This is a genomic window from Clostridium sp. AF20-7 (assembly GCF_003479275.1).
GTDB lineage: Bacteria > Bacillota > Clostridia > Lachnospirales > Lachnospiraceae > Otoolea > Otoolea fessa.
The window spans coordinates 181625-203973 of record NZ_QUGF01000004.1; the positions used below are offsets into that span (position 1 = coordinate 181625).

At 50.5% G+C, this 22349-nt stretch carries 15 protein-coding genes and 1 other annotated feature; of the genes, 3 read left to right on the forward strand and 12 right to left on the reverse strand.

All coding sequences use genetic code 11. The features are described from left to right. Positions 1-121: 121 nt before the first annotated feature. From leuS to DWX68_RS05325, 4 genes are all read right to left on the reverse strand, one after another. Complete coding sequence (leuS, locus tag DWX68_RS05310) at positions 122-2533, reverse strand: leucine--tRNA ligase (protein WP_022360162.1); 2412 nt, start codon at positions 2531-2533, stop codon at positions 122-124. A gap of 195 nt (positions 2534-2728) precedes the next feature. Then, positions 2729-2967, reverse strand: a binding site (T-box leader). A 128-nt stretch (positions 2968-3095) separates the two neighbouring features. Continuing rightward, positions 3096-3308 (reverse strand): ferrous iron transport protein A, encoded by a 213-nt coding sequence (locus DWX68_RS05315; protein ID WP_022360163.1) that lies wholly within the window; start codon positions 3306-3308, stop codon positions 3096-3098. Positions 3309-3541: 233 nt separating this feature from the next. After that, a complete protein-coding gene (locus DWX68_RS05320) occupies positions 3542-4600 on the reverse strand; it encodes an MBL fold metallo-hydrolase (RefSeq protein ID WP_118628778.1) in 1059 nt (352 codons plus the stop codon). 30 nt (positions 4601-4630) lie between these two features. Then, on the reverse strand, positions 4631-5986 hold the full coding sequence (locus DWX68_RS05325; protein ID WP_118628779.1) for an MATE family efflux transporter: 1356 nt from the start codon (positions 5984-5986) through the stop codon (positions 4631-4633). Positions 5987-6390: 404 nt separating this feature from the next. Between DWX68_RS05325 and DWX68_RS05330 the strand changes: the two genes are divergently transcribed. Then, entirely contained in the window at positions 6391-7710 is a 1320-nt protein-coding gene (locus DWX68_RS05330) for an acetyl-CoA hydrolase/transferase C-terminal domain-containing protein (protein WP_118628780.1), read from the forward strand. Positions 7711-7868: 158 nt separating this feature from the next. On the opposite strand, the gene DWX68_RS05335 is transcribed toward DWX68_RS05330, so the two are convergent. The 3 genes from DWX68_RS05335 to DWX68_RS05345 form a co-directional block, all read right to left on the reverse strand. Beyond that, positions 7869-8390 (reverse strand): hypothetical protein, encoded by a 522-nt coding sequence (locus tag DWX68_RS05335; protein WP_107001643.1) that lies wholly within the window; start codon positions 8388-8390, stop codon positions 7869-7871. Continuing rightward, positions 8387-9517 (reverse strand): hypothetical protein, encoded by a 1131-nt coding sequence (locus DWX68_RS05340; RefSeq protein WP_118628781.1) that lies wholly within the window; start codon positions 9515-9517, stop codon positions 8387-8389. Before DWX68_RS05340 ends, DWX68_RS05335 begins: the two co-directional genes overlap by 4 nt. A gap of 380 nt (positions 9518-9897) precedes the next feature. Then, positions 9898-11988: an elongation factor G gene (locus DWX68_RS05345; RefSeq protein WP_118492046.1), complete on the reverse strand. Its 2091-nt coding sequence runs from the start codon at positions 11986-11988 to the stop codon at positions 9898-9900. A gap of 334 nt (positions 11989-12322) precedes the next feature. On the opposite strand from DWX68_RS05345, the gene DWX68_RS05350 reads away from it, so the two are divergent. Together DWX68_RS05350 and aroA are read left to right on the forward strand one after the other, a co-directional pair. After that, positions 12323-13429: a prephenate dehydrogenase gene (locus DWX68_RS05350; RefSeq protein WP_117795005.1), complete on the forward strand. Its 1107-nt coding sequence runs from the start codon at positions 12323-12325 to the stop codon at positions 13427-13429. 66 nt (positions 13430-13495) lie between these two features. Next, positions 13496-14773, forward strand: coding sequence for a 3-phosphoshikimate 1-carboxyvinyltransferase (gene aroA / locus DWX68_RS05355; RefSeq protein WP_118628817.1), 1278 nt, complete (start codon positions 13496-13498; stop codon positions 14771-14773). Positions 14774-14847: 74 nt separating this feature from the next. On the opposite strand, the gene DWX68_RS05360 is transcribed toward aroA, so the two are convergent. The 5 genes from DWX68_RS05360 to ruvB all read right to left on the reverse strand — a co-directional run bounded on the left by DWX68_RS05360 (position 14848) and on the right by ruvB (position 22343). Beyond that, positions 14848-16308, reverse strand: coding sequence for a penicillin-binding transpeptidase domain-containing protein (locus tag DWX68_RS05360; protein WP_118628782.1), 1461 nt, complete (start codon positions 16306-16308; stop codon positions 14848-14850). After that, positions 16292-17632 carry an FtsW/RodA/SpoVE family cell cycle protein gene (locus DWX68_RS05365; protein WP_118628783.1) on the reverse strand — a complete coding sequence of 447 codons (1341 nt, stop codon included), beginning with the start codon at positions 17630-17632 and terminating at the stop codon, positions 16292-16294. The genes DWX68_RS05360 and DWX68_RS05365 overlap by 17 nt, the downstream gene beginning before the upstream one ends. Positions 17633-17679: 47 nt before the next feature. Beyond that, a complete protein-coding gene (locus tag DWX68_RS05370) occupies positions 17680-20064 on the reverse strand; it encodes a DUF3656 domain-containing protein (RefSeq protein ID WP_118628784.1) in 2385 nt (794 codons plus the stop codon). A 13-nt stretch (positions 20065-20077) separates the two neighbouring features. Beyond that, positions 20078-21232 carry a cell division protein ZapA gene (gene zapA / locus DWX68_RS05375; protein ID WP_118628785.1) on the reverse strand — a complete coding sequence of 385 codons (1155 nt, stop codon included), beginning with the start codon at positions 21230-21232 and terminating at the stop codon, positions 20078-20080. A gap of 88 nt (positions 21233-21320) precedes the next feature. Next, entirely contained in the window at positions 21321-22343 is a 1023-nt protein-coding gene (gene ruvB / locus DWX68_RS05380) for a Holliday junction branch migration DNA helicase RuvB (protein WP_117794997.1), read from the reverse strand. Positions 22344-22349: the final 6 nt, after the last annotated feature.

Sequence of the window (22349 nt, forward strand, 5' to 3'; positions counted from 1 at the left end):
CACGCGAAAAAGGATCGGGCAAAAAACAGCGGCCACACAGTTTTTCTCCCCTGTATAGCCGCTGGCCTTATCTGCACAGAAAAGTCACAGATTCTTCTGCTTCTTCCCATGCCGTTTTTATTTATTTCATAACAATATTCACAATCCGTCCCGGAACATAAATTTCTTTTACGATATTTCCAGTCAGCTTGTCCTTGATAGCCTCTTTACCAGCGGCGATAGCATCTTCTTTGGAGATGTCTGCCGGTACGGTGATGGTCGCACGGACTCTGCCGTTGATCTGAACGGCTACCTCTTTCTCGTCATCCTTCATCTTCTCTGCGTCGCACTCCGGCCAGGAAGCATGGAAGACACTGTCGGTGCCGCCGAGCTCCTGCCACAGCTCTTCACCCAGATGCGGTGCGAACGGTGCCAGCAGGATAGTGAAGGTCTTGAGGGTTTCTTTGTCGATGCCGCCCTCTTTCTTCGCCAGATCGATGAGCTTGTTGTTGTACTCCATGAAACCGGAGATAACGGTATTCAGGCTGAACTGCTCGAAACGCTGCTCAATGTCGAATACCAGTTTGTGGCGCAGTTTAACCATTTCCTTGGTCTCTTTGATGTCTTTGTCCTTGCTGGTCATAACCAGGTTGTAGAAACGGTTCAGGAAACGGGATACGCCCTCGATACCGCGGTCATCCCACTCTGCATCCAGTTCCGGCGGTCCTACGAAAAGCTCATAGAGACGCAGGGAATCGCAGCCGTAGTCGCGTACCAGATCATCCGGGGATACGACATTGCCTTTCGACTTACTCATCTTGATACCATTCTTACCAGTGATCATACCCTGGTTGAACAGCTTCTTGAACGGCTCGTCGAAGTCAATAACACCGATATCGCACAGGAACTTAGTGTAGAAACGGGAATACAGCAGATGCAGTACTGCATGTTCAACACCGCCGATGTACATATCAACCGGCAGATATTTGTCTGCTTTCTCACGGGATACCAGTTCTTTATCGTTCTTGTTATCTACATAGCGCAGGAAGTACCAGGAAGATCCAGCCCACTGCGGCATGGTGTTTGTCTCACGTTTTGCCGGAGCGCCGCAGCACGGGCAGGTGGTGTTGACCCACTCGTCGATGGCTGCCAGCGGGGATTCACCGGTACCAGTCGGCTGATAGCTTTCTACCTCCGGAAGTTTTAACGGAAGCTGATCCTCCGGAACCGGTACGTTGCCGCACTTCGGGCAGTGTACGATCGGGATCGGCTCGCCCCAGTAACGCTGACGGGAGAATACCCAGTCACGCAGCTTATAATTGACTCTCTTGTGACCGATACCTCTCTTCTCAATCATTTCCGGCGCTTCTTTTTTCAGTACGGAAGATTCCATACCATTCCACTCGCCAGAGTTGATCATCGTGCCGGACGCCTCGGTATACGCCTCGGTCATGTTCTCGATCTCTTTACCATCCTTTGCGATAACCTGAATGATCGGGATATTAAATTTCTTTGCAAACTCGAAGTCACGGTCATCGTGTGCCGGTACGCACATGATAGCGCCGGTACCGTAGTCAGCTAATACATAATCAGACAGCCAGATCGGAACCTTCGCACCGTTGATCGGGTTGATTGCATAAGTTCCGGTAAATACGCCGGTCTTTTCCTTATCCTGCAGACGGTCTACGTTGGAACGCATGGATGAATCGAAAATGTATTTCTCTACTGCCTCGCGGGTCTCATCGGTTGCCAGGCTCTTTGCCATCGCGTGCTCCGGAGCCAGTACCATGAAAGTTGCACCGTACAGGGTGTCCGGGCGGGTGGTGTAAACGGTGATCTTCTCATCGCGTCCCTCTACGCCGAAATCAACCTCTGCACCGTAAGATTTACCGATCCAGTCAGTCTGCATCTTTTTAACCTTCTCCGGCCAGTCCAGTTTGTCCAGATCATTTAAGAGGCGGTCTGCGTACGCGGTAATCTTGAGCATCCACTGACGCAGGTTTTTCTTGGTAACCGGGGTACCGCAGCGCTCACAGCAGCCGTTGACAACTTCCTCGTTTGCCAGACCTGTCTTACAGGATGGGCACCAGTTGATCGGGAATTCTTTCTCGTATGCCAGACCTTTTTTGAACATCTGGACGAAGATCCACTGGGTCCATTTGTAGAATGCCGGATCTGTGGTATTTACTTCCATATCCCAGTCATAGATGGCTGCGATCTCGTTGATCTGACGTTTAATATTTTTAATGTTGGACTCGGTCGAGATAGCCGGGTGTACGCCCATCTTGATCGCGTAGTTCTCTGCCGGCAGACCAAATGCGTCCCAGCCCATCGGATGGATCACGTATTTGCCGCGCAGCAGCTGATAACGGCTCCATACATCTGAAATAACGTAGCCTCTCCAGTGACCAACGTGCAGACCACTTCCGGACGGATATGGGAACATATCCAGGCAGTAGTATTTTTCTTTCTTTCCATCGTTTACATTGATGGGATGTTTTTCCCAGTTCTCGCGCCATTTTTTCTCAATGGCGGTATGATTGTACTGTGACATCTTTGTTCCTCCTGTTTTCTGCTTAACCCACGCTGATTTTTTGCTATTTCCTGTCAAAATCCGGCTCCAGTCTCTAAAATAATGATTCATTATTGCAATCGACTGATCCGTTGGCAGTTGCATAACATCCAACCCTTGCGGACATTCTTTCAATCCGGTAACGTCAAAAACGCCCTGCGTCTCTACATTACCTGTATAGAGACGCAGGGCGAAAATTCCAACTGCGCGGTACCACTCTATTTCACACGGAATCCGTGTGCTCCTCATCGTCCTGTAACGGCGGATGACCGGCTCTGTCTACTCGGGTATTCAAAAACACTTCTTTCAACAGGCTGCTCCCGGACCAGTTCGGCGGCTTCCTTCCGCTGCCTCACACCATCCGGCAGCTCTCTGTAGAAATTTCGCGGCTTACTACTTCCGTTCATTGCATTTGTGCTATCTGGTAGAATAGCATAAATGGGAAGAAATGTCAAGTAACGTGACCTTCTCAAACTTGCACGTGACAGATTCGACGTTCTTTCAATACATGACATTTTCGACAATCTTTCAATCACCGTCAAACCTACACCTGAATCCGCTCTGCCACTTCATCGCCCAGTGCCAGCCGAACCTTTCCATTTCCGATGATCAGACCATCCAGCACACGTCCAAGGACCCGGATACGGCTTCCTTCTTTGATTCCATAGCGCTCCAAAAAGTTCATCACATCCGCATTTCCAAACATCCACTTGATTTCACAGGACTCTCCCGCCTGCACCTTTGCCAACGACTGCATACAACGACCTCCTGACTGATATTCCGCTTTCTGTAACTGTTCAGTACCTTCACAGTCACGCGCAAAAATCCATTAAAAATCGCCTACGGCAATGGGATTTTTGTCTGCTGGTCCATGTTTTCGTACGGTCAGCGCAGTAAATGCGCAGACCTACTGAACAGTTACCGCTTTCTTTACTATTATTATATACAGTCAGACTATTGTTAGTCAATGGTAATAATTGTTAGTTAATTCTAACAGTATTTAGCCGTTACCGTGAACCATCTCCACACTTCTCCGTCCATCTCCCGACGGATTCTGCCGCGCAGGCGGAGGTAGTCCAGATGCGCCATGCACTCTCCCACCGCAAACCACTTCTGGGACGGTGGAAATTCTTCCCAGCTGGCGGCACGGATCTTCCAACGCATCTTTCCAGCCGTCTCATATGCCGTCATGCCCGGATGTTCGGCAAGCAGCGCCTCCGTCTCCGCCAGACGCCGCTCATGGTGTGCCAACAGTGTCTCGATGCGCGCTGCATAATCGCCCGTCTTCCGATGTCCCGGCAGGGCAAGGCAGACCGGATATTTTCTGGCGAGGCGCAGGCTGTCGAGATAATCGCCCAGCGGATCCTCCGATTCCAGCCAGGAAGTAATATTCGGCGATATATCAAACAGGATATGATCGCCCGTGAACATGATGCCCTGCTTCTCTGCCCAGAACATCGCATTGCCCGGCGTATGCCCCGGCACGGAGATCATTTCCAGGGTGTAATCTCCTACCGTGTATTTCCAGCCTGCCTCAATCGGAACAAAACGGTCATCAACCTGATCCAGCTTATAGCGGACTGCCGGATTGAGCGCCTGCGTTTTCTTCATCTCATCCTCCGGAAATCCCCCGGCACGGAATTGCTCCGCCAGCCGAAGCGGACGCTCTGGTGTAAAACCGTCCTTTAAAATCGCCAGATCGGTTCCGCTGATATAGATGCGGCTGTCCGCCCCTGCCGCCTCCCTGGCAAGTCCTGTGTGATCCGAGTGCAGGTGTGTCAGAAGAATATCCAGCCGATCCGGGCTACTTCCAAGTGCCCGAAGCCCGGCAAACAGCGCCTCCCGGCATTCCTCGCGCCGAAATCCGGTGTCAATCAGAAGATCACGCTCGTTTTCTTTTCCCTTGATCAGGTAACTGTTGAGTTCCCGCAAAGGATTCTGCGGCAATTCCACACCGATCCGCCAGATTCCATCTGCCACCTGTTCTACAAGGGCTTCCCTCTTCTCTATGTTCTTTGTGATTTCTTCTCTTTTATTTTCTTTAAGCATATTTTTCCTTATTGAATCTATTGAATCTTCTCAGCCTTCTGCTTTCTCTTCTCTATGATCCATCGTTCGGAACAGATGTGCACAAATCAAAATCGCCACCACAATCGACAGATAATCAGCCGCCGGCTGTGCATAGATAACTCCATCCAGGCCAAACATCGCATTCAGCACGAAAATCAGCGGAATAAAAATCAGTCCCTGGCGGCAGATCGTAAGAATCAGCGACGGAAGCGCTTTTCCCATTCCCTGGATCGTATTGATGCAGAGGAATAAGATACCGAGGAGTGGCGCAGAAAGCTGGAGGGCAACCACCATCTGAATACCATACTGGACAACTTCCGCATCATTAATAAACATCTGAATCATTGTCTTTCTTGCGACAATCATAATCAATGTCAGAATCGTTCCCATAATAACTGATACAATTCCTGTAAATTTGAATACCGACATCAGGCGTTTCTTGTTGCGCGCTCCATAATTATAACCGATCAGCGGCTGGATTCCCACGCAGAGACCAATCTGCAGCAGGACAACAAGCATATTGGATTTCATCGCAACCCCCATCGCCGCTACCGGTGTATCACCGTAGCCGACCAGCGCCTGGTTCAGGATAATATTGGCAAAGCTCATCAGGATGTTATTTAAGGAAGCCGGAATACCGATCCCTGCCACGCCGGAAGCGATTCCATCTCCCATCTTAAAATCACGAAAATGAATCGACAGTGTCGATTTTCCCCGTAGATAATAAGCAATATAGTAAAGACAGGCCGCAATATTGCCGATAATCGTCGCAAGCGCTGCACCGGTCACTCCCCAGCCAAGCGCCAGGATCATGATCGGGTCCAAAATAATATTTACTACAGTACCTAACAGGTTTCCGACCATCGATTCCCTCGATGCGCCTTCTCCCCGCAGAATATTCGCAAATGCAGTTGAAAACATAATAAACGGCGCGCCGATTGCAATAATCATCAGGTACTGTCTCGCAAAACCGATCGTATTTACACTGGCACCGATGAGATGCAGAATGGTTTCCATTCCAAGTACAGACAGGATAGCCACTATCACGCCCAGCCCCAGGGATCCATAGCAGCAGAATGAACTGATATGACATGCCCGATCTTTATGGCGTTCTCCCAGTGCTCTCGATATCGCTGAGCTGCCGCCGATACCGAACAGATGGCCTAATGCCATAAAAATCATAAAGACCGGCGTTGCCAGCGAAACTGCCGCCACCTGCAGCGGATCCTTCGTCTGACCGATGAAAAATGTATCCGCCATGTTATAGATAACAACCACCAGCATGGAAATCATGGTCGGAACCGCCATGGTTGCGACCGCCTTCGGTACGGGTGTTTTTTCAAATAAATCCGTATTTGTTTTCATTTGTCGTAACTCCTCTCTTTCTATATTTGTTGTATTCTTTACAGTCACATTCTCGCGCCGAGCGCGGTCGCTTGCGACATGTTTCTGCTTCGCGCAAGTGCACATCATTGGCACGTTAGTGCCTTTTTGTGTAATAGGGGATTCCAAGGAATTTCCTATTACATAAAAATACAGGCACTTCTGCCTGCTGTGTAAAAGACCAACTCTTATTTATAAACACTTAATTTTATCATAAACACCTATTTTGTCAACTATTTCCGTATTAAACCTATCTTAAACTCATCTTAAAACCCAGCTTAAAAATTGTCTTTTGGAATTGTCTTTGGAAGTTGCAAAAAAGCGCTTTCTGGGATATGATGGAAACTAGAAAATTATGAATTTCATACCGATGGAGGATTTTTACTATGTCTAACAATTACGCAGGCAAATTTGTAAGTGCTGAGACCGCCGTCAAGGCCGTTCAACCGGGCGACTGGGTGGATTATGGCTTTGGCGCTGGATTTCCGGAGCTTCTCGACCGTGCGCTGGCAGCACGCAGGGATGAGCTGACCGATGTCAAGATCCGCGGTGGTTTAGTCATCCGCCCGCGCATCGAGGTTGTCGAAAGCGACCCGGATCAGAAAGCATTCAGCTACTACAGCTGGCACATCGGCGATTATGAGCGCAAGCTGCAGACCCGTGGGCTCTGCAAGTTTATGCCGATGATGCTGCGTTCCCTGCCGGAAATGTACCGCCACCACATTCGCGTGGATGTTGCCTTTGTACCGGTTTCCAGACCAGATGCGGACGGCTGCTGCGGACTGGGTATTTCCAACTATGCATGGCGCACCATCTTTGAGAATGCGCGCACCGTCATCTTCGAGATCAATGAGCGCCTCCCGCGCTTACAGGGCGTCGATGGTTCCCACCGTGTCCACCTCTCAGAGGCAGATTTCATCGTCGAGGGCGAGCATGAGCCGCTTCCGATCCGCACCTACCGCGATCCGAGCGCCATTGATATTGAGATTGCCAAACGTGTCGTTGAGGAGATCCCGGACGGCGCTGTCCTTTCCCTGGGCGTCGGCGGCGTTCCGTTTACCGTTGCCAATATGCTGGCACAGTCCGACAAAACCGACCTCGGCTGCCACACCGGCACCATCAGCGATGCTTTTTTAGCCCTCCATAAGGCTGGCAAGCTGACCAACAAGAAGAAGGAAATTGACAACGGTTATTCTACCTGGAACCTTGCCATGGGCTCTCAGGAATTATATGACTGGCTGGATAATGAGCCGCAGCTCTTCCATCCGGCTGACGTCGATTACGTCCACTCTCCGTACCGCATCGGTGAGATGAAAAATGTCATCAGTATCAACGGTGGTGTCGAGCTGGATCTGATGGGACAGGAAAATGCCGAGTCTGCCGGCACCCGACAGCTCTCCGGTATCGGCGGACAGATGGATTTCCTGGAGGGCGCATTCCGCTCCGAGGGAGGCAAGGGCTTTATCTGCCTTGCTTCCACCCACAAGAAAAAAGATGGCTCCTTAAAATCCAACATCGTACCGTTCATTCCGGGCGGCAGCACCGTATCTGCACCGCGTACCATGATTCAGTACGTGGCGACCGAATACGGTATCGCAAAACTGACCGGGCTTACCTTAAAAGAACGAGCGGATGCCATGATCGCCATCGCACACCCGGATTTCCGTGATGAGCTGCGCCGGTATGCGGAGGAGAATTTTAAATAAAAATTGGAAAGATACATCGGAACCGAAACATCAACATTCCATGTTATCTTTGATTATTTGAAAACCAGAATTTTCAACATAGAAAAGCCGTAACCTTATACTTTCGCTCATGAGTTTAATCCCATGGGCGAGTATATCTGATTACGGCTTTTTATTTTTTATGCCTCTTTCTTCGCCCCTATAACAACCATAACCACCATAAACCGGCAGACCAGAATAATCATAGACGCAAAGAGCTGCCACAGCGCGATATGCAGAATCAGGCTGACTGCGTACCCACACAGTGCTGCTCCCATTACCATAGCATATCCACAGCACAGTTCGGAGTGATAGGAATGTCTGGGCGAACCTGCGGTGTAGCTTTCCATCAGTCCATAGAGCACCACATATTCCAGCATACACGGAATCAGCGACCAGATGGTTCCGTCCGGCCGCCTCCAGAACATGGACAGGAAGCTAGAAAAAGCAGTCACCAGCACAAGCGCCGCCCCTGCTGCCCGGTACACTCTCATCTCTTTTACATCCATCTGGAAAAATCCCGCCTGCCGCTCTTTCTGGAGAATCCCGATATATAAAATCAGAAACCCGATGCAGGGCGGCAGCAGCATCACATGGAACAGATTAATATGAATCGAAGCAAGAATCAGACCGGCTAAAATCTTATGATCTCCCGTTTTCACTTAAATGCCTCCTCTTTCAGCAGATATTTCCACACATCAATAAAGCGAAGCTCCCTTCTCTTCCTGTATTCATTTTCAAATGAAAGAACCTGCTCCCCGCCATCTTTGCCGATATATGAAAGCACTGCAACTCCTGAATGAAATACCTGCGGCGACTGGTCTTCCTCTTTGCCAATCCAATGGCTCTGGAACGTCAGGACATCACCCGTTTTTACTGTCAGCCGTTTCGGATCTTCCCCTTCTTTTTGGGCTGGGATAGGCTCTCCATTTAAGGTCATCGAAAAATTTTCCATCTCCCCGGCTGACGCAATGCAGCCTTTTACTTCGATGGTTCCATCTTTCTGAACGGTGTAAACCTGTGTGCCCGTTCCATCTGAATTGGCGCTGGAACTTGGATTTTCCAGGGCGCTCCCGCCCTCCGGATTTGCAATCAGTACCAGATTACCAATTTTTACGTCCGCTGTGTTTCCATCTGAATAGAGCACCTGCGCCCGCGTCAGGATTCTCCACTGACTGATCCCGTTATGCTGCGGATCTTCAATCGAAAGCGTAGCATCCAGGCGATGAAGCGCATACTGTCCCGCTGACTGGACTGTCTCCCGCATTTCCTGCATTTGAAGTTCAGGCAACTCTGAAAAACGAATTTCTCTCACACAGATCTCATCCGTCACATCCGTCAGATAGGCAAAATTTACCTGTGTATACCATACATCCGAAGTTTCATCTGTCTCATCCACACTTTCTTCCCCCAGTGCATACAAAGACACTGTATTCTCCAATCCCATATCCGCATTCAGGTCTTTCACACCTTCGTCTAAAACTCCAACTTTCACATCGGAATCGGTACTTTCTTCTTCAAGCGCCTCACTTGACACAGATGAAACGATTCCATCCTCCGAAGTTTCTACTCCGTCCAGCCCACAGCCCAGATAAGCCGACTGGCTGTAGTGCAGAAACAGCGGTTCTTTCAGCCGGAACGTATACTGGGAGATCAGACCCGCCAGCAGACAAATAAGCGCCAGCACCAGCCAGATACGCACGATCATCCGCTCCGGGTATTTCCGAACTGTTTTTGCCTGTTCTTTTACTTCCATGAGTTCCCCGCTTTTCTCATTTTTCTCTATCATAAAAAGGCCACCCACCTGTCTGTATAAGTTGTTCTCTTTGCAACATTATACCTTTTTACAGGTGGGTAGTCTTTTCTATTTTCTTACAATTTATAGCCTTCTTTTTGAAAATTGCAAAAGCACGCAATTCGTAGCAATTTGGCATCCGCATTCACTGCCTTAACTTCTCGCCTGTCCCATCGATAACATTCGCAGCGCTTTATTCAATTCAAACACAGCCTATAACCATATCGATCCGAAAGGTCTTCCAGAAAGAAAAAGCCGCCGCTGACAGCCTTGATGAATCGGTATCGATCCACTCAGCCGCCTGCGGCGGTTTTCTGCTTATTTATATAAGAATATCATATTTTTGACCGAAACGGTAAGCACTTCATCTGCCATTATTCAGCTTCTGCCGCTCTCGCCTCCACTTCTCTCTTCTGTACATCGCCCGGAGCCTGCTCGTAGCGGCTGAACTCATAGGAGAATTCACCGATACCGCCGGTCATGGAACGAAGGTCGGTGTTATAACCAAACAGCTCGGACATCGGGATATCTGCCTCGATGATCTGTTTGCCGTGATGGTTGGAGTTCATACCGAGAACACGACCTCTTCTGCGGTTCAGATCGCCCATAACGTCGCCGGTGAATTTATCCGGAACGGTTACTTTCAGAGATGCGATCGGCTCAAGGAGAACTGGATTCGCTTCCATGAACGCTTTCTTGAATGCCAGCGTCGCTGCCATCTTGAATGCCATCTCGGAGGAGTCAACCGGATGATAGGAACCATCTAACAGGGTTGCTTTCACACCGACAACCGGATATCCAGCCAACGGACCCTTCTGTACGCATTCCTGAACACCTTTCTCAACTGCCGGGAAGTAGTTCTTTGGAACGGCACCGCCAAATACCTTCTCTTCGAATACATATGGTGTCTCCAGATCGCCGGACGGCTCGAAAGACATCTTAACATCGCCGTACTGTCCATGTCCACCAGACTGTTTCTTATATTTGCCCTGTGCTTCTACTTTCTTGCGAAGTGTCTCGCGGAATGCAAATTTCGGTTTGCTGAGCACAATGTCTACTTTATATCTTGCCTGCAGCTTGCTGACAACAACTTCGAGCTGCTGCTCGCCGATGCCGTAAAGTAAGGTCTGACGGTTCTCGGTATCGCTGACGCTTCTGAGTGTCAGATCTTCGTCCATCATCTTCGCCAGTGCACTGGAGATCTTGTCCTCATCGCCTTTGGTCTTAGCTGCGTATGCCATGTAGGTATACGGGGTAGAAATCTTCGGTTTGTGGTATACAATCGGAGCCGTGCGGACTGCGATGGTATCGCCGGTCTGAGTAACGTTTAATTTGGCAACCGCGCCGATATCGCCCGCCTTTAATTCCGGAACCTCGATGACATCCTTGCCGCGGAGAACATATACTTTCTGAACTTTCTCTTCAGCATCTTTGTTTACATTGTAGATAACGGTATCTGGTTTTAAGGTACCGGTACAAATCTTCATCAGGGAGTATTTGCCGATGAACGGGTCAACCACAGTCTTGAAAACACGTGCCGACAGGGATACATCGTCATTATATTTAGCGGTAAAGCGCTCTGCGGTCGATACATCGACACCGACACACTCGAACTTGTCCGGTGACGGGAAGTATTTATCGATCGCCTGCAGCAAATATGCGAAGCCCTGTGCATTGATGCCGGAACCCATCATAACCGGAACGATGTTGCCCTCACTTACGTGCTCGCGCAGCGCCTGTGCGATCTCTTCCTGTGTAAATTCTTCACCGGAGAAATAGCGCTCCATATATTCTTCACTCGTCTCTGCCACTGCCTCGATCAACGCATCACGGATGATGCCGAGGTTCTTCTTGGTGTACTCCGGAATCTCGCATTTCTCATATTCGCTTAAATGGGTGAAACGGCGGCCTTCCATCTTTACCGCATTGACAAAGCCGACAAATTTTTCATTTTCACGGATCGGCACCTGGAACGGCGCGATCTTACGGCCAAACTGTTTCTCCAGTTTTAAGATCAGCTCACGGAAGCTTGCCTGATCGTCATCCATGTTGGTAACGAAGAACAGGCGCGGCAGGTTGTACTCTTCACAGAGTTCCCATGCCTTCTCGGTTCCGACTTCGATGCCAGCCTTGCAGTTTACAACGATGATTGCTGCATCTGCTACACTGATAGCTTCCTCTACTTCTCCCACAAAATCAAAATAGCCAGGGGTATCTAACAGGTTAATCTTGATCGGTCCATCTTCTCCCTGATACTCCAACGGAATCAGCGTGGTGGAGATAGAGAACTGTCTCTTGATTTCTTCTTTATCATAATCGCTGATGGTGGTTCCTTCCGGAACTTTTCCCATTCTCTTGGTAGTACCTGTTACCAATGCCAGCGCCTCTGCTACCGTTGTCTTGCCGGCACCGCCGTGCCCCAGTAACACTACATTGCGGATTTGTTTTGTCCCATACACGTTCATAGTTAAGTCCTCCCGTCTATTTATTTTGATGTTTTTTTCTTGTATTTTAACCTCTGTTCATATTGTACAAGAAAATAGAGAAAATTTCAAGCAAAACAACACCTTTATACAAAATTTATTCGTTTTATTTTGAAAAGCATTGAAAATGCGACAATTTCCCTGTTCAAAGGCGGTGAAATCAATCGCATTTTCGCAAATTTAGTAATAAACAGATGTAAAAAAAATTCTTTTTCACTTCAACGCGTAAAATCGTTGACAAGTGACTTGTTCTATTCTACAATAATTTCTAGTTTCATTTTTTACTATACTACCTATGAAAGAGAGCGTAATTGCTATGAATACACCGATTAATCATCTTACCGCCGGTTTCATCGGACTCGGTCTGATCGGCGGCTCTATCGCCAGAGGTTTGAAACGCAGCGCCCCGGATATTCAGATCATGGCTTATATGCGGACCCGCGAAAAATTGGAACAGGCACATGCAGACGGCATTGTTGACCTGATTCTGGACGGCGTGGACGAGCATTTAAGCGAGTGCGACATCATTTTCCTGTGCACACCGGTTGAATTTAATGAATCCTATCTGCGCCAGATCCGGCCGTTCTTAAAGGAAGGCGCGGTTGTGACTGACGTCGGAAGCACCAAGACCAGCATTCATGAGACCGTTGCCGCGCTTGGCATGGAAAGCTGCTTCGTCGGCGGACACCCGATGGCTGGCTCGGAAAAGACCGGCTACGAGAGTTCAACCGACCATTTGCTGGAAAATGCATACTATATCATTACCCCGACACCGCACACCCCAGCTTCCCACACTGACCGTATGGTGGATGTGGCAAAGGCGATCGGTGCGCTGCCCCTGGTGCTGGATTACCATCGTCATGATTTCATTGTCGCGGCGATCAGCCATCTGCCGCACCTCATCGCTTCCAGCCTGGTCAACCTGGTACACGACTGCGACAGCGAGGATCAGATGATGAAACGGCTGGCTGCCGGAGGTTTCAAGGATATCACCCGTATTGCCTCCTCTTCTCCGGTCATGTGGGAACAGATCTGCATGACGAACACAGGCAATATCACTGAGGTGCTGGATCGCTACATTGATTCCCTGACGACATTGCGGGAAGAACTGTCCGACCACCAGTCCAGAGCCATCTACCAGCTGTTTGAGTCCTCCCGCGACTACCGGAATTCGTTTGCAGAAACTCCAAAAGGATCGATACAGCCGGAATACGCCTTCTCCGCCGACGTGGTGGACGAGCCAGGTGCTATCTCCATCATTTCCTCGATCCTCTCCGGTAAAGGAATCAGTATCAAAAATATCGGCATCAGCCACAACCGTGAGCATGGCGAGGGCGCGCTGCGTATCAGCTTCTACGACAAGGCTTCGATGGAAGCGGCGTGGGCGCGTTTGAAGAAATACAATTACACGCTGTTCGCGTAGACTGCAATGTATGTTTCAAACTTAACTTTCAACATTAATGTTTAGGCAGGTACAACTATGAACTCAATGAAATTTACCCATACATCTTCTCTCCGGGGCGAACTGACCGTTCCGGGAGACAAGTCCATCTCCCACCGCAGCGTCATGTTCGGCGCTCTTGCGGACGGACTGACCGAAATCCACGGCTTCCTGCAGGGCGCAGACTGTCTCTCCACGATCTCCTGTTTTTCCAAAATGGGAATCTCCATCGAAAATCAGTGCGAGACCGTTCTCGTCCACGGACGTGGACTGCACGGGCTGACTGCCCCAGACTCCGTTTTAGACTGCGGCAACAGCGGCACCACAACGCGCCTGATCTCCGGCATTCTCTCGGCCCAGAAATTTGACACAACACTGACCGGCGACGCTTCCATCCAGAAACGTCCGATGAAGCGCATCATCGATCCTCTCTCCCAGATGGGCGCAAAGATCGAGAGTGTCAATGGAAATGGCTGCGCGCCGCTCCATATCACCGGCTCACCGCTGCACGGCATCCATTATAATTCTCCGGTTGCCTCCGCCCAGGTCAAATCCTCGATTCTGCTGGCAGGTCTGTATGCCGACGGAGAAACCCGTGTGACCGAACCGTACATCTCCCGCGATCACAGTGAACGGATGCTGTCCGCATTCGGCGCAGACATCCACACAGAAGGAACCACCGCGATTTTACAGCCGGCAAAACAGCTCTATGGACAGAAAATTCTGGTCCCGGGCGATATCTCCTCCGCTGCCTTCTTTATCGCAGCCGGACTCATCGTACCGGATTCAGAAATCTTAATTAAAAATGTCGGTATCAACCCGACCCGCGACGGCATCCTGCGCGTCTGCAAGGCGATGAACGCGGACGTCGAACTTCTCAATGTAAACACCGCCTCCGGCGAACCGACCGCCGACCTGCTCGTCCGTTCCGGTAAGCTGACTGGAACCGCGATCGAGGGTGCGATCATCCCGACTCTCATCGACGAGCTTCCGGTGATCGCTGCGATGGCGTGCTATGCCGAGGGAACCACCGTCATACGCGATGCCGCGGAACTGAAGGTAAAAGAGTCAAACCGCATTGCTGTCATGGTAGAGAATTTAACCGCTATGGGCGCGGATGTGACCGAGACCGAGGATGGCATGATCATCCACGGCGGCAAGCCGCTGCACGGTGCTGTGATCGACAGCAAGAAGGATCACCGCATCGCCATGACTTTCGCCGTTGCCGCACTCGGCGCTTCCGGCGAGACCGAAATTCTGGATGCAGACTGCGTGAACATCTCCTATCCGGGATTCTATGGGGATCTGGAACGGTTGTGTAAATAAAATGTGACTATGCATATTTGAGACAAAAAGGGCAGGAAAAGCTTCAAATCGCTTTCCTGCCCTTTTCTTTTGTTCTACTGCCCATATTTTGCAAAATACCGATCCAGCACCTGTCTTGCGATCGGCGCAGCGACCGCACCGCCGGAACCAGACTCTTCTGCCAGCACACAGATCGCCACCTTCGGCTTGTCTGCCGGAGCGAAACCGACAAACCAGGAATGTGTCTCCTTACCTGTCTCAAACTCGGCGGAACCGGTTTTTCCGGCCACCGTATAGGATGCCCCCCGCATCGCGGAACCCGTACCAATCTCGACCACCTGGCTCATGAGATGCGTCAGAAACTGTGCGTCATTCGCAGACATCAGGGTTCCATAGGCGGACGGAAGGAACTTCTTGACCGTCTGACCACCCACATTTTCAACATGATCGATCATATATGGCTTCATCAGCGTGCCGCCGTTGGCGATCGCCGATACGATCATCAGGTTATGCAGCGGCGTAATCTGGGTTTTCCCCTGTCCGATCGCGGTCTGAAGCTTTTCCCAGTCATCCGAACTGCCGTCGAGAGAAAACGTACTCTGATTGTACGGAAGTGTGTACGGAAGTGCCGAATTAAAGAGCATCTGATTTGCCAGCGCCCGGAATTTTTCTGAATTAATCTGCATTCCAATCTCCGCAAACGCACCGTTGCAGGAATTGGCAAATGCCTGAATCAGATTCTGCGTCCCGTGTGCCGTCCCGTGGTAACATTTAATCGTATAATCGCCATTCTGGTAAGAGCCATTACAATTATACACATAGTCCTGCCAGGTATTCGGGTTCTCTTTCATATATTCCAGCACCGTCAGCATCTTGAACGTCGATCCCGGCGGATATAAGCCCTGCGTTGCACGGTTGACTAACTGCGCCTTCGTGTTGTCCGGAGACACCAGCTCCGCCCAGCGCTCATCGACGAGATTTGCATTAAAATTCGGCTGGGAAACCATCGTCAAAATCTTTCCCGTATCCGGTTCCATGACGATCACTGCGCCCCGGTATTTTCCGATCGCGTCGGATGCCGTCTGCTGCAGATCCACATCGAGCGTCGTAATCACATTGTCGCCCAGATTTTTCTTCCCCTGAAATTCATTGATCGTTTTCTCAATCAGATTCACATGGGAGGAAAGCAGGTAGAAATTCGCCAGCGACTCCAGACCTGTTTTTCCATTTTTGCCGGAATATCCGACCGAATGGACAAACAGATAATCATACGGATAATAGCGTTTCTCGCTTCCGTCACTTGCAACGTTCGTCTGCGCCAGCACCGTTTTATCATTGCTCATAATCGAACCGCGGGTCACCCGGTCTGAGAGGAGATCGAGCCTCGCATTATAAGAGCTGCCGATTACATTTTCACTCTTAAACTGGATAAACCAGCCAAAATAAACGGCCATCGCGATAAAGAGCGCCGCAATCCCATAGGTCAGCCACAGAATATGACGGTTTGAACGCGCTCTCGCATTTTCAGTTCTTTCCATTTCATCCTTCTGCCTCATCAAACTGCTGCTCCTCCTCTTCTTCCTCATTCCGTTTCAGGACATATAGTCCCTGTATCACGCCAAACAGGATAAATGTGCTGAGAATCGAACTGCCTCCATAACTGACAAGCGGCAGCGTCACGCCGGTAGACGGAATGAATTTCGTCACGCCGCCGATCGTCAGGAACACCTGCACCACATACTCAATTCCCAGACCAAACGCGATCAGCTTGTAAAATAATGCCTGCATCCGGGTCGCAATCAGCATGAACTGCATGAAACAGCCCAGACAGATCAGGAGAATACAGAGCGCATAGATGCCGCCCAGCTCCTCCGAGATCGCCGCGAAAATGAAGTCCTTCTCAACAACCGGGATCTTCTTCGGCATCCCCTGGTAAAGTCCCATGCCAAACCAGCCGCCTGTGCCGATCGCAAAGAGCGCCTGCGTAACCTGATATCCTTTTCCTGCGATGTCACTCCACGGATCCTGCCATGCTTCCACGCGGACACGCACATGCGAAAACAGCTTATACGCCAGCATCGCAGCCGCACAGCCGCTTCCAAGACCGCCTGCCAGATACAGCCAGTTGGAGGTTGCAATAAACAGCATCAGGACATAGGCGAGGAAAAAAATCAGTGCACTTCCCAGATCCTTGGATAACACCAGAATCAACACGTGCGCCGCCGCCACGCCGGTCGTGATCGCCACATTTTTAAACTCCGTTGAGCGGTAAAACATCGTCGCCACGAAGAATACAAAGCTGATCTTAACAAACTCGGACGGCTGGAACGAAAACCCGCCGATACTGATCGAAAGCTGCGCGCCGAAGCTGGTATTGCCGATCACACAGACAACCAGCAGCAGCGCCAGACCTATCAGGCCGTACACCCACGGTATCTTAGCGAGCTGCCAGGTTCTATCTATCACATATGGTATAATCATTGTGATAACCGCCGCAACTGCCATGATGATAAACTGGCGGACCGCCTTGTCCATCGAGATGCGCGTCAGCATGATAAAACTGGTGCACAGAAGCATACACGTGTTGTTCAGCAACAGTCTCGACGCATTCCGGTAAAACAGCCGGTATAAGAGCTGGTACAGGACAAAAAAGACAAGCTGCGCGCCGAAAAACAGCACAACTGCCTCATCCTCGGTTTTTAGATAAATGATCGTACCCGACAGAAGAAATATCAAAAACAGCGGTACATTCTGCAGACGACAGAGCCGGAGTTTCGACTCGTCATCCGGCAGTGAAAAAAAGCGGAAATTATAATATGTATAAATCAGTATCAGCAATATCATCAGATACCGGGACATCGTTGTCACAAGATTTATCATGGTGATCCTCCTTTTCATGTGTACCCGGAAGATTCCCGGTACACACGCTACTCTACGCCCCTCTTAAAATGACCTCTTGTAAATTCGCCCTCCAGCTCCACCGGTTCCTGATGGAGGAAGGTCTTCACGTAGGCATCCAGCACTTCCCCGGTCTGTGCCGCACTCTCCGACGTAAATGCCAGACGCAGCACCTCCGGCTGCAGGCGGTCTATCTGCTTTTTATCCTTCAAAAGCGACAGGGGGCTGGAATTGTAGATCGTATTGCAGCAGAAACGGCACTGGTTCCTTACCGGAAATACCTTCCTTTTGCGATCCCGCAGATACAGATATTCCGGACATTTACTGCATCCTTCCACTGTTTTCCTGATGCACTGGGCGGTTACCATGACCGGGATCGAACCATATACGAGAAGTTCCCGTTCCCGGCTGTCGCGCGCCTCCAACTCCCGGCTGTTGAGCTCGACCGGAAGGGTAAAACGCATTGAAAGCTCCGGCGCCATCTCCCGCACAAAATCCTCCGCCCGGTGATTCATCGTATAAATACCATAATCCATCACAAGCGGGATGGAAATCTTCCACTCGCGCACCAGTTCCAGCTCTTCCCATGCCCGGATGACAAGACCGTCAAATCCCGCCGATTCCAGCCTGGAACGATGTGTTTCAAAATATTCCTTTGCCCGATCGCGGAAAATATGCGGCATTACCAAAAGACACTGCTTGTCTGCCTCATGGCAGCGCGATACCCATTCGTTCCACTGTTCGGCGCCAAATTCAGCGCTATCCAGATAGATGGCGCCGACTTCCGCTACGGATAACGCCACTTTTAACTGTGCCGGGTGTTCGACCGAAACGTGGATGTGGTACAGAGCTGTTTTATTCCCTTTTTTATTCTCAAACAGCGTTTTCTGGCTCTGTACAGGTAAATCTGCTGTGAGTTCAACGTCCTGAGCCGGGCTGGTTTTTTCTGATTCCGAACCTGTCTGGTTATTTTCTTCCAGATTCTTTTCTTCCGGATTTTGCCATCCTTTTCCTGTCCCGCACGCCCTATTTTCCGGTATCTCCCGGCGGTATGGACGCAGTATCTCCTCGGTCAGCTGCTCAAACGCAGAGCGGCGGAGTTCATTTAACTCCTGCACCGGCACAAAGGGGCTGCCGCCTGTCTCCACTTCCAGATTTTCAAAATAATACGGCGTATTTCCCGTTTTTCCGAGCTGTTTCTCAATCCGTTCCTTGCTCATCGGCTGTTTCACTGCCGTCTGGACAACTGCTCCGATTCCGCCTGCCATCCGGCTTTCTCCCGTCAGCGGATCTTCGTATTGAAGCGTCAGCTGCAGCGGTTCGCCTTCACAGACACGCGCAAACCCCTGAACCGGTTCTTTCACCTCTGCTTCCACATACGTTTTGTCCAGATACTGGTAAAGTTCCCGGTTTTCCTGGCGGAATGCCGGTTTCTCATGGCAGACCACCATATCGCGTCCATTGTGCTCGGTATAATAGCCTAACGTCTGACCGCCGCGGTCAAACAGATCCAGCAGCTCCTTCCGGTCTTTCGGGTCAACCCGGTAACCTTTTCTGCCATTCTTTAAATATAAATCTACATATTTCCGGTACAGGCGCACCACGCCTGCCGTATAGCGCGGACTCTTCATGCGCCCCTCGATTTTCAAGGAATAAACGCCTGCTTCCAGAATATCCGGCAAAATATCCAGCGTACAAAGATCCTTGAGACTGAGCACATACTTGGAATCACCCGGATTTAACACGCCATTTTCTTTCTTTTTGTTTTTGTTTTCATTCGGGTTGTTCTCATCCAGCCGCCGAAGGACATCAAACGGAAGCCGGCAGGTCTGAGCGCATCGTCCCCGGTTGCCGCTTCTGCCGCCGATCAGGCTGCTGAACAGGCATTGTCCCGAATAACAGTAACAGAGAGCCCCGTGAACAAAGCTCTCTATCTCCACGCCCGTCTCCTGATAAATGCGGCGTATCTCTTCCAATGAAAGTTCACGCGCTGTGACGATGCGGACCGCGCCCATCCTCGTCATAAGCGCCGCGCCCTCCGGTCCGGTAATCGTCATCTGTGTGCTCGCATGAACCGGCAAATCCGGAAAATGCTCCCGGATATAAGAAAATACCCCCATGTCCTGCACGATCACGGCATCCAGTCCCGCCTGGTAATACGGAAGCAGATAGTCGTATAAGTCATCCATCTCGTCTTCCTTTACCAGCGTATTGACCGTCATATAAAGCTGGCGCCCATGCAGATGCACGTAGTTGATCGCTTCCAGCATCCCCATTTCATCCGGATTTTCCGCATATGCCCTGGCTCCGAAACGGCTGCCGCCCATATAGACTGCGTCCGCCCCTGCTGCCACCGCCGCTTTCATGCTATCGAAGGAACCCGCCGGTGCCAGAATTTCCACCTTTTTTTTCATATCATTTCACCCATTATAACCGCAGAATTGCATCTTTCAGTTCCACCGTTCCCTGTCTCTTGGGAAATGGCTTCCGCTTCATATATGCCTCCACCTGTGCCTGACGGACAGCTGCCAGTTCCTCACGTGCTGCCCCTGCCTCCTGGAGGCTCTCTTCCAGATCTTTCTTTATCGTCTGTTTTTCCTGCTCCAGCTGGCTCAGCTGCTCTTTTACACTTTGTTTTTCCTGTTCCGTCTGCATCAGACGTGCTTCCAGCTGCGATTTTTCCGTCTGCACAGCTGTCGCCGCCTGTCTTGCTTCTTCAAGCTGTTGTTTGAGAATCTCCAGCTTGTCCTGCAAAGAAGCGATTTCACTCTGGGATGACTCGACCGCCAGACGCTGATCTTCTGCCTCCTGCTTCCAAACCTCTGCTTCTCCACGGAAATCGTTTGCTTCCTTCTTTGCATCCGCAATCTGTTCCAATGCCTCTTTCTTTGCAGCTTCTGCCTGCTCCCGGGCTGTCTGCTCCGCCCTGGCAGCGCGATCCTGGGCTGCTTTTTCCGCGGATTCCACGCGATCCTGTACCTCTCTCTTCGCACGTTCAATCTGCTCCTGCGCTTCTTTTCTTGCAAACTCAACCTGTTCCTGTGCTGTTTTCTTCACAGCCTCGATCTGCCCCTGCGCTTCTTTTCTTGCAGACTCAACCTGTTCCTGTGCTGTTTTCTTCACAGCCTCGATCTGCTCCTGCGCTTCTTTTTTCACACGCTCGATCTGTGCCTGTACCTCATTTTTAGCAGCTTCCGCCTGCTCAGCTGCCTCTTTTGCCGCCTTCTTTGCCGTCTCCAGTTCTTCCTCGCTGACGGTGCGCTCATTGCGGAGACTCTCGAGTTTCATCTGGGTGCTGACCATCTCATGTTTCAGACGGTATGTCTCTTTTTCCATGCTCTCTTTGTCAGATGCAAGTGCCTTCGCACTCTCTTTTTCTTTAAAATAATCATCCGCCAGATTCAGATAAGTCATAATACTCTGGTAGTCTTCCGGCATTTTTAAAAATCCCGGCTGCGCCTTGAGCTGGAAAATCTTCCCATTCAGATACGTGGCAATCTGCTGTACATATCCTTCCGTCTCACTGCCGCCCAGGCTATACACTTTTCCATCAATTAATACATCTATATACTGTTTTGCCATCGCATTCTCTTCTTTCTATCTATAATAAATATGGTTCGACGTTGTCACGTCACCCACACAGAAATACCACCTTCAAATCAATCAAATATCAAATCTCAGAAATACCGTTTTTTGCTTGATTCCAGGTATACCCGAGATGCCGATACGCTGCTTCGGTCGCCATCCGCCCACGCGGAGTCCGGTTGAGCAGACCGTTCATCAGAAGATACGGTTCATACACATCTTCCAGTGTCCCAGCATCCTCGCCCAGCGCTGCCGCCAGCGTCTCCAGTCCGACCGGACCGCCGGAAAACTTGTCGATAATCATATGTAAGATCGCACGGTCGTTGTTGTCAAGTCCCAGCTTGTCCACATCAAGGATATCCAGTGCAAAATCCGCGACTTCTTTCGTAATCACGCCGTTGTACTTGACCTGTGCAAAGTCCCTCACACGTTTTAACAGGCGGTTTGCCAAACGCGGCGTTCCTCTCGAACGTCTCGCAATCTCATAGGCGCCCGTCTTATCAATCTCCACATTCAGAACTCCCGCCGTCCGCAGGACAATCGTCTGCAGCTCTTCAGGCGTATAAAAATCCATCTTCTGCACGATGCCGAAGCGGTCGCGCAGCGGCGCCGTCAGAAGCCCCGCGCGTGTCGTCGCGCCTACCAGCGTAAATTTCGGCAGATCCAGACGAATCGAGCGCGCCGTCGAATCTTTTCCCAACATGATATCGATCGCATAGTCCTCCATCGCCGGATAAAGCACCTCTTCCACCTGGCGGTTTAAGCGGTGAATCTCATCCACAAAGAGGACGTCTCCCTCCTGGAGCCCGTTGAGAATCGCCGCAATCTCCCCTGGTTTCTCGATTGCCGGACCGGAAGTAACCTTCATACGGGTTCCCATCTCATTGGCGATAATGCCGCTAAGTGTCGTCTTTCCCAGTCCCGGCGGTCCATAGAAAAGAACATGGTCAAGCGCCTCGCCGCGGGATTTCGCCGCATGGATAAATACCTTTAACGTCGATTTGATCCGCTCCTGACCGATATATTCGTCTAAGGTCTGCGGGCGGAGACTTCCCTCAATCCGCTTATCCTCCTCCGTCACCTCGGTTGTAATCGTCCTTCTGCTCATACTTGT

Coding starts and splice junctions, on each gene's coding strand:
- leuS (WP_022360162.1), bottom strand. CDS start 2,533: ATGTCACAGTACAATCATACCGCCATTGAGAAAAAATGGCGCGAGAAC.
- DWX68_RS05315 (WP_022360163.1), bottom strand. CDS start 3,308: ATGCAGTCGTTGGCAAAGGTGCAGGCGGGAGAGTCCTGTGAAATCAAG.
- DWX68_RS05320 (WP_118628778.1), bottom strand. CDS start 4,600: ATGCTTAAAGAAAATAAAAGAGAAGAAATCACAAAGAACATAGAGAAG.
- DWX68_RS05325 (WP_118628779.1), bottom strand. CDS start 5,986: ATGAAAACAAATACGGATTTATTTGAAAAAACACCCGTACCGAAGGCG.
- DWX68_RS05330 (WP_118628780.1), top strand. CDS start 6,391: ATGTCTAACAATTACGCAGGCAAATTTGTAAGTGCTGAGACCGCCGTC.
- DWX68_RS05340 (WP_118628781.1), bottom strand. CDS start 9,517: ATGATAGAGAAAAATGAGAAAAGCGGGGAACTCATGGAAGTAAAAGAA.
- DWX68_RS05345 (WP_118492046.1), bottom strand. CDS start 11,988: ATGAACGTGTATGGGACAAAACAAATCCGCAATGTAGTGTTACTGGGG.
- DWX68_RS05350 (WP_117795005.1), top strand. CDS start 12,323: ATGAATACACCGATTAATCATCTTACCGCCGGTTTCATCGGACTCGGT.
- aroA (WP_118628817.1), top strand. CDS start 13,496: ATGAAATTTACCCATACATCTTCTCTCCGGGGCGAACTGACCGTTCCG.
- DWX68_RS05360 (WP_118628782.1), bottom strand. CDS start 16,308: ATGAGGCAGAAGGATGAAATGGAAAGAACTGAAAATGCGAGAGCGCGT.
- DWX68_RS05365 (WP_118628783.1), bottom strand. CDS start 17,632: ATGATAAATCTTGTGACAACGATGTCCCGGTATCTGATGATATTGCTG.
- DWX68_RS05370 (WP_118628784.1), bottom strand. CDS start 20,064: ATGAAAAAAAAGGTGGAAATTCTGGCACCGGCGGGTTCCTTCGATAGC.
- zapA (WP_118628785.1), bottom strand. CDS start 21,232: ATGGCAAAACAGTATATAGATGTATTAATTGATGGAAAAGTGTATAGC.
- ruvB (WP_117794997.1), bottom strand. CDS start 22,343: ATGAGCAGAAGGACGATTACAACCGAGGTGACGGAGGAGGATAAGCGG.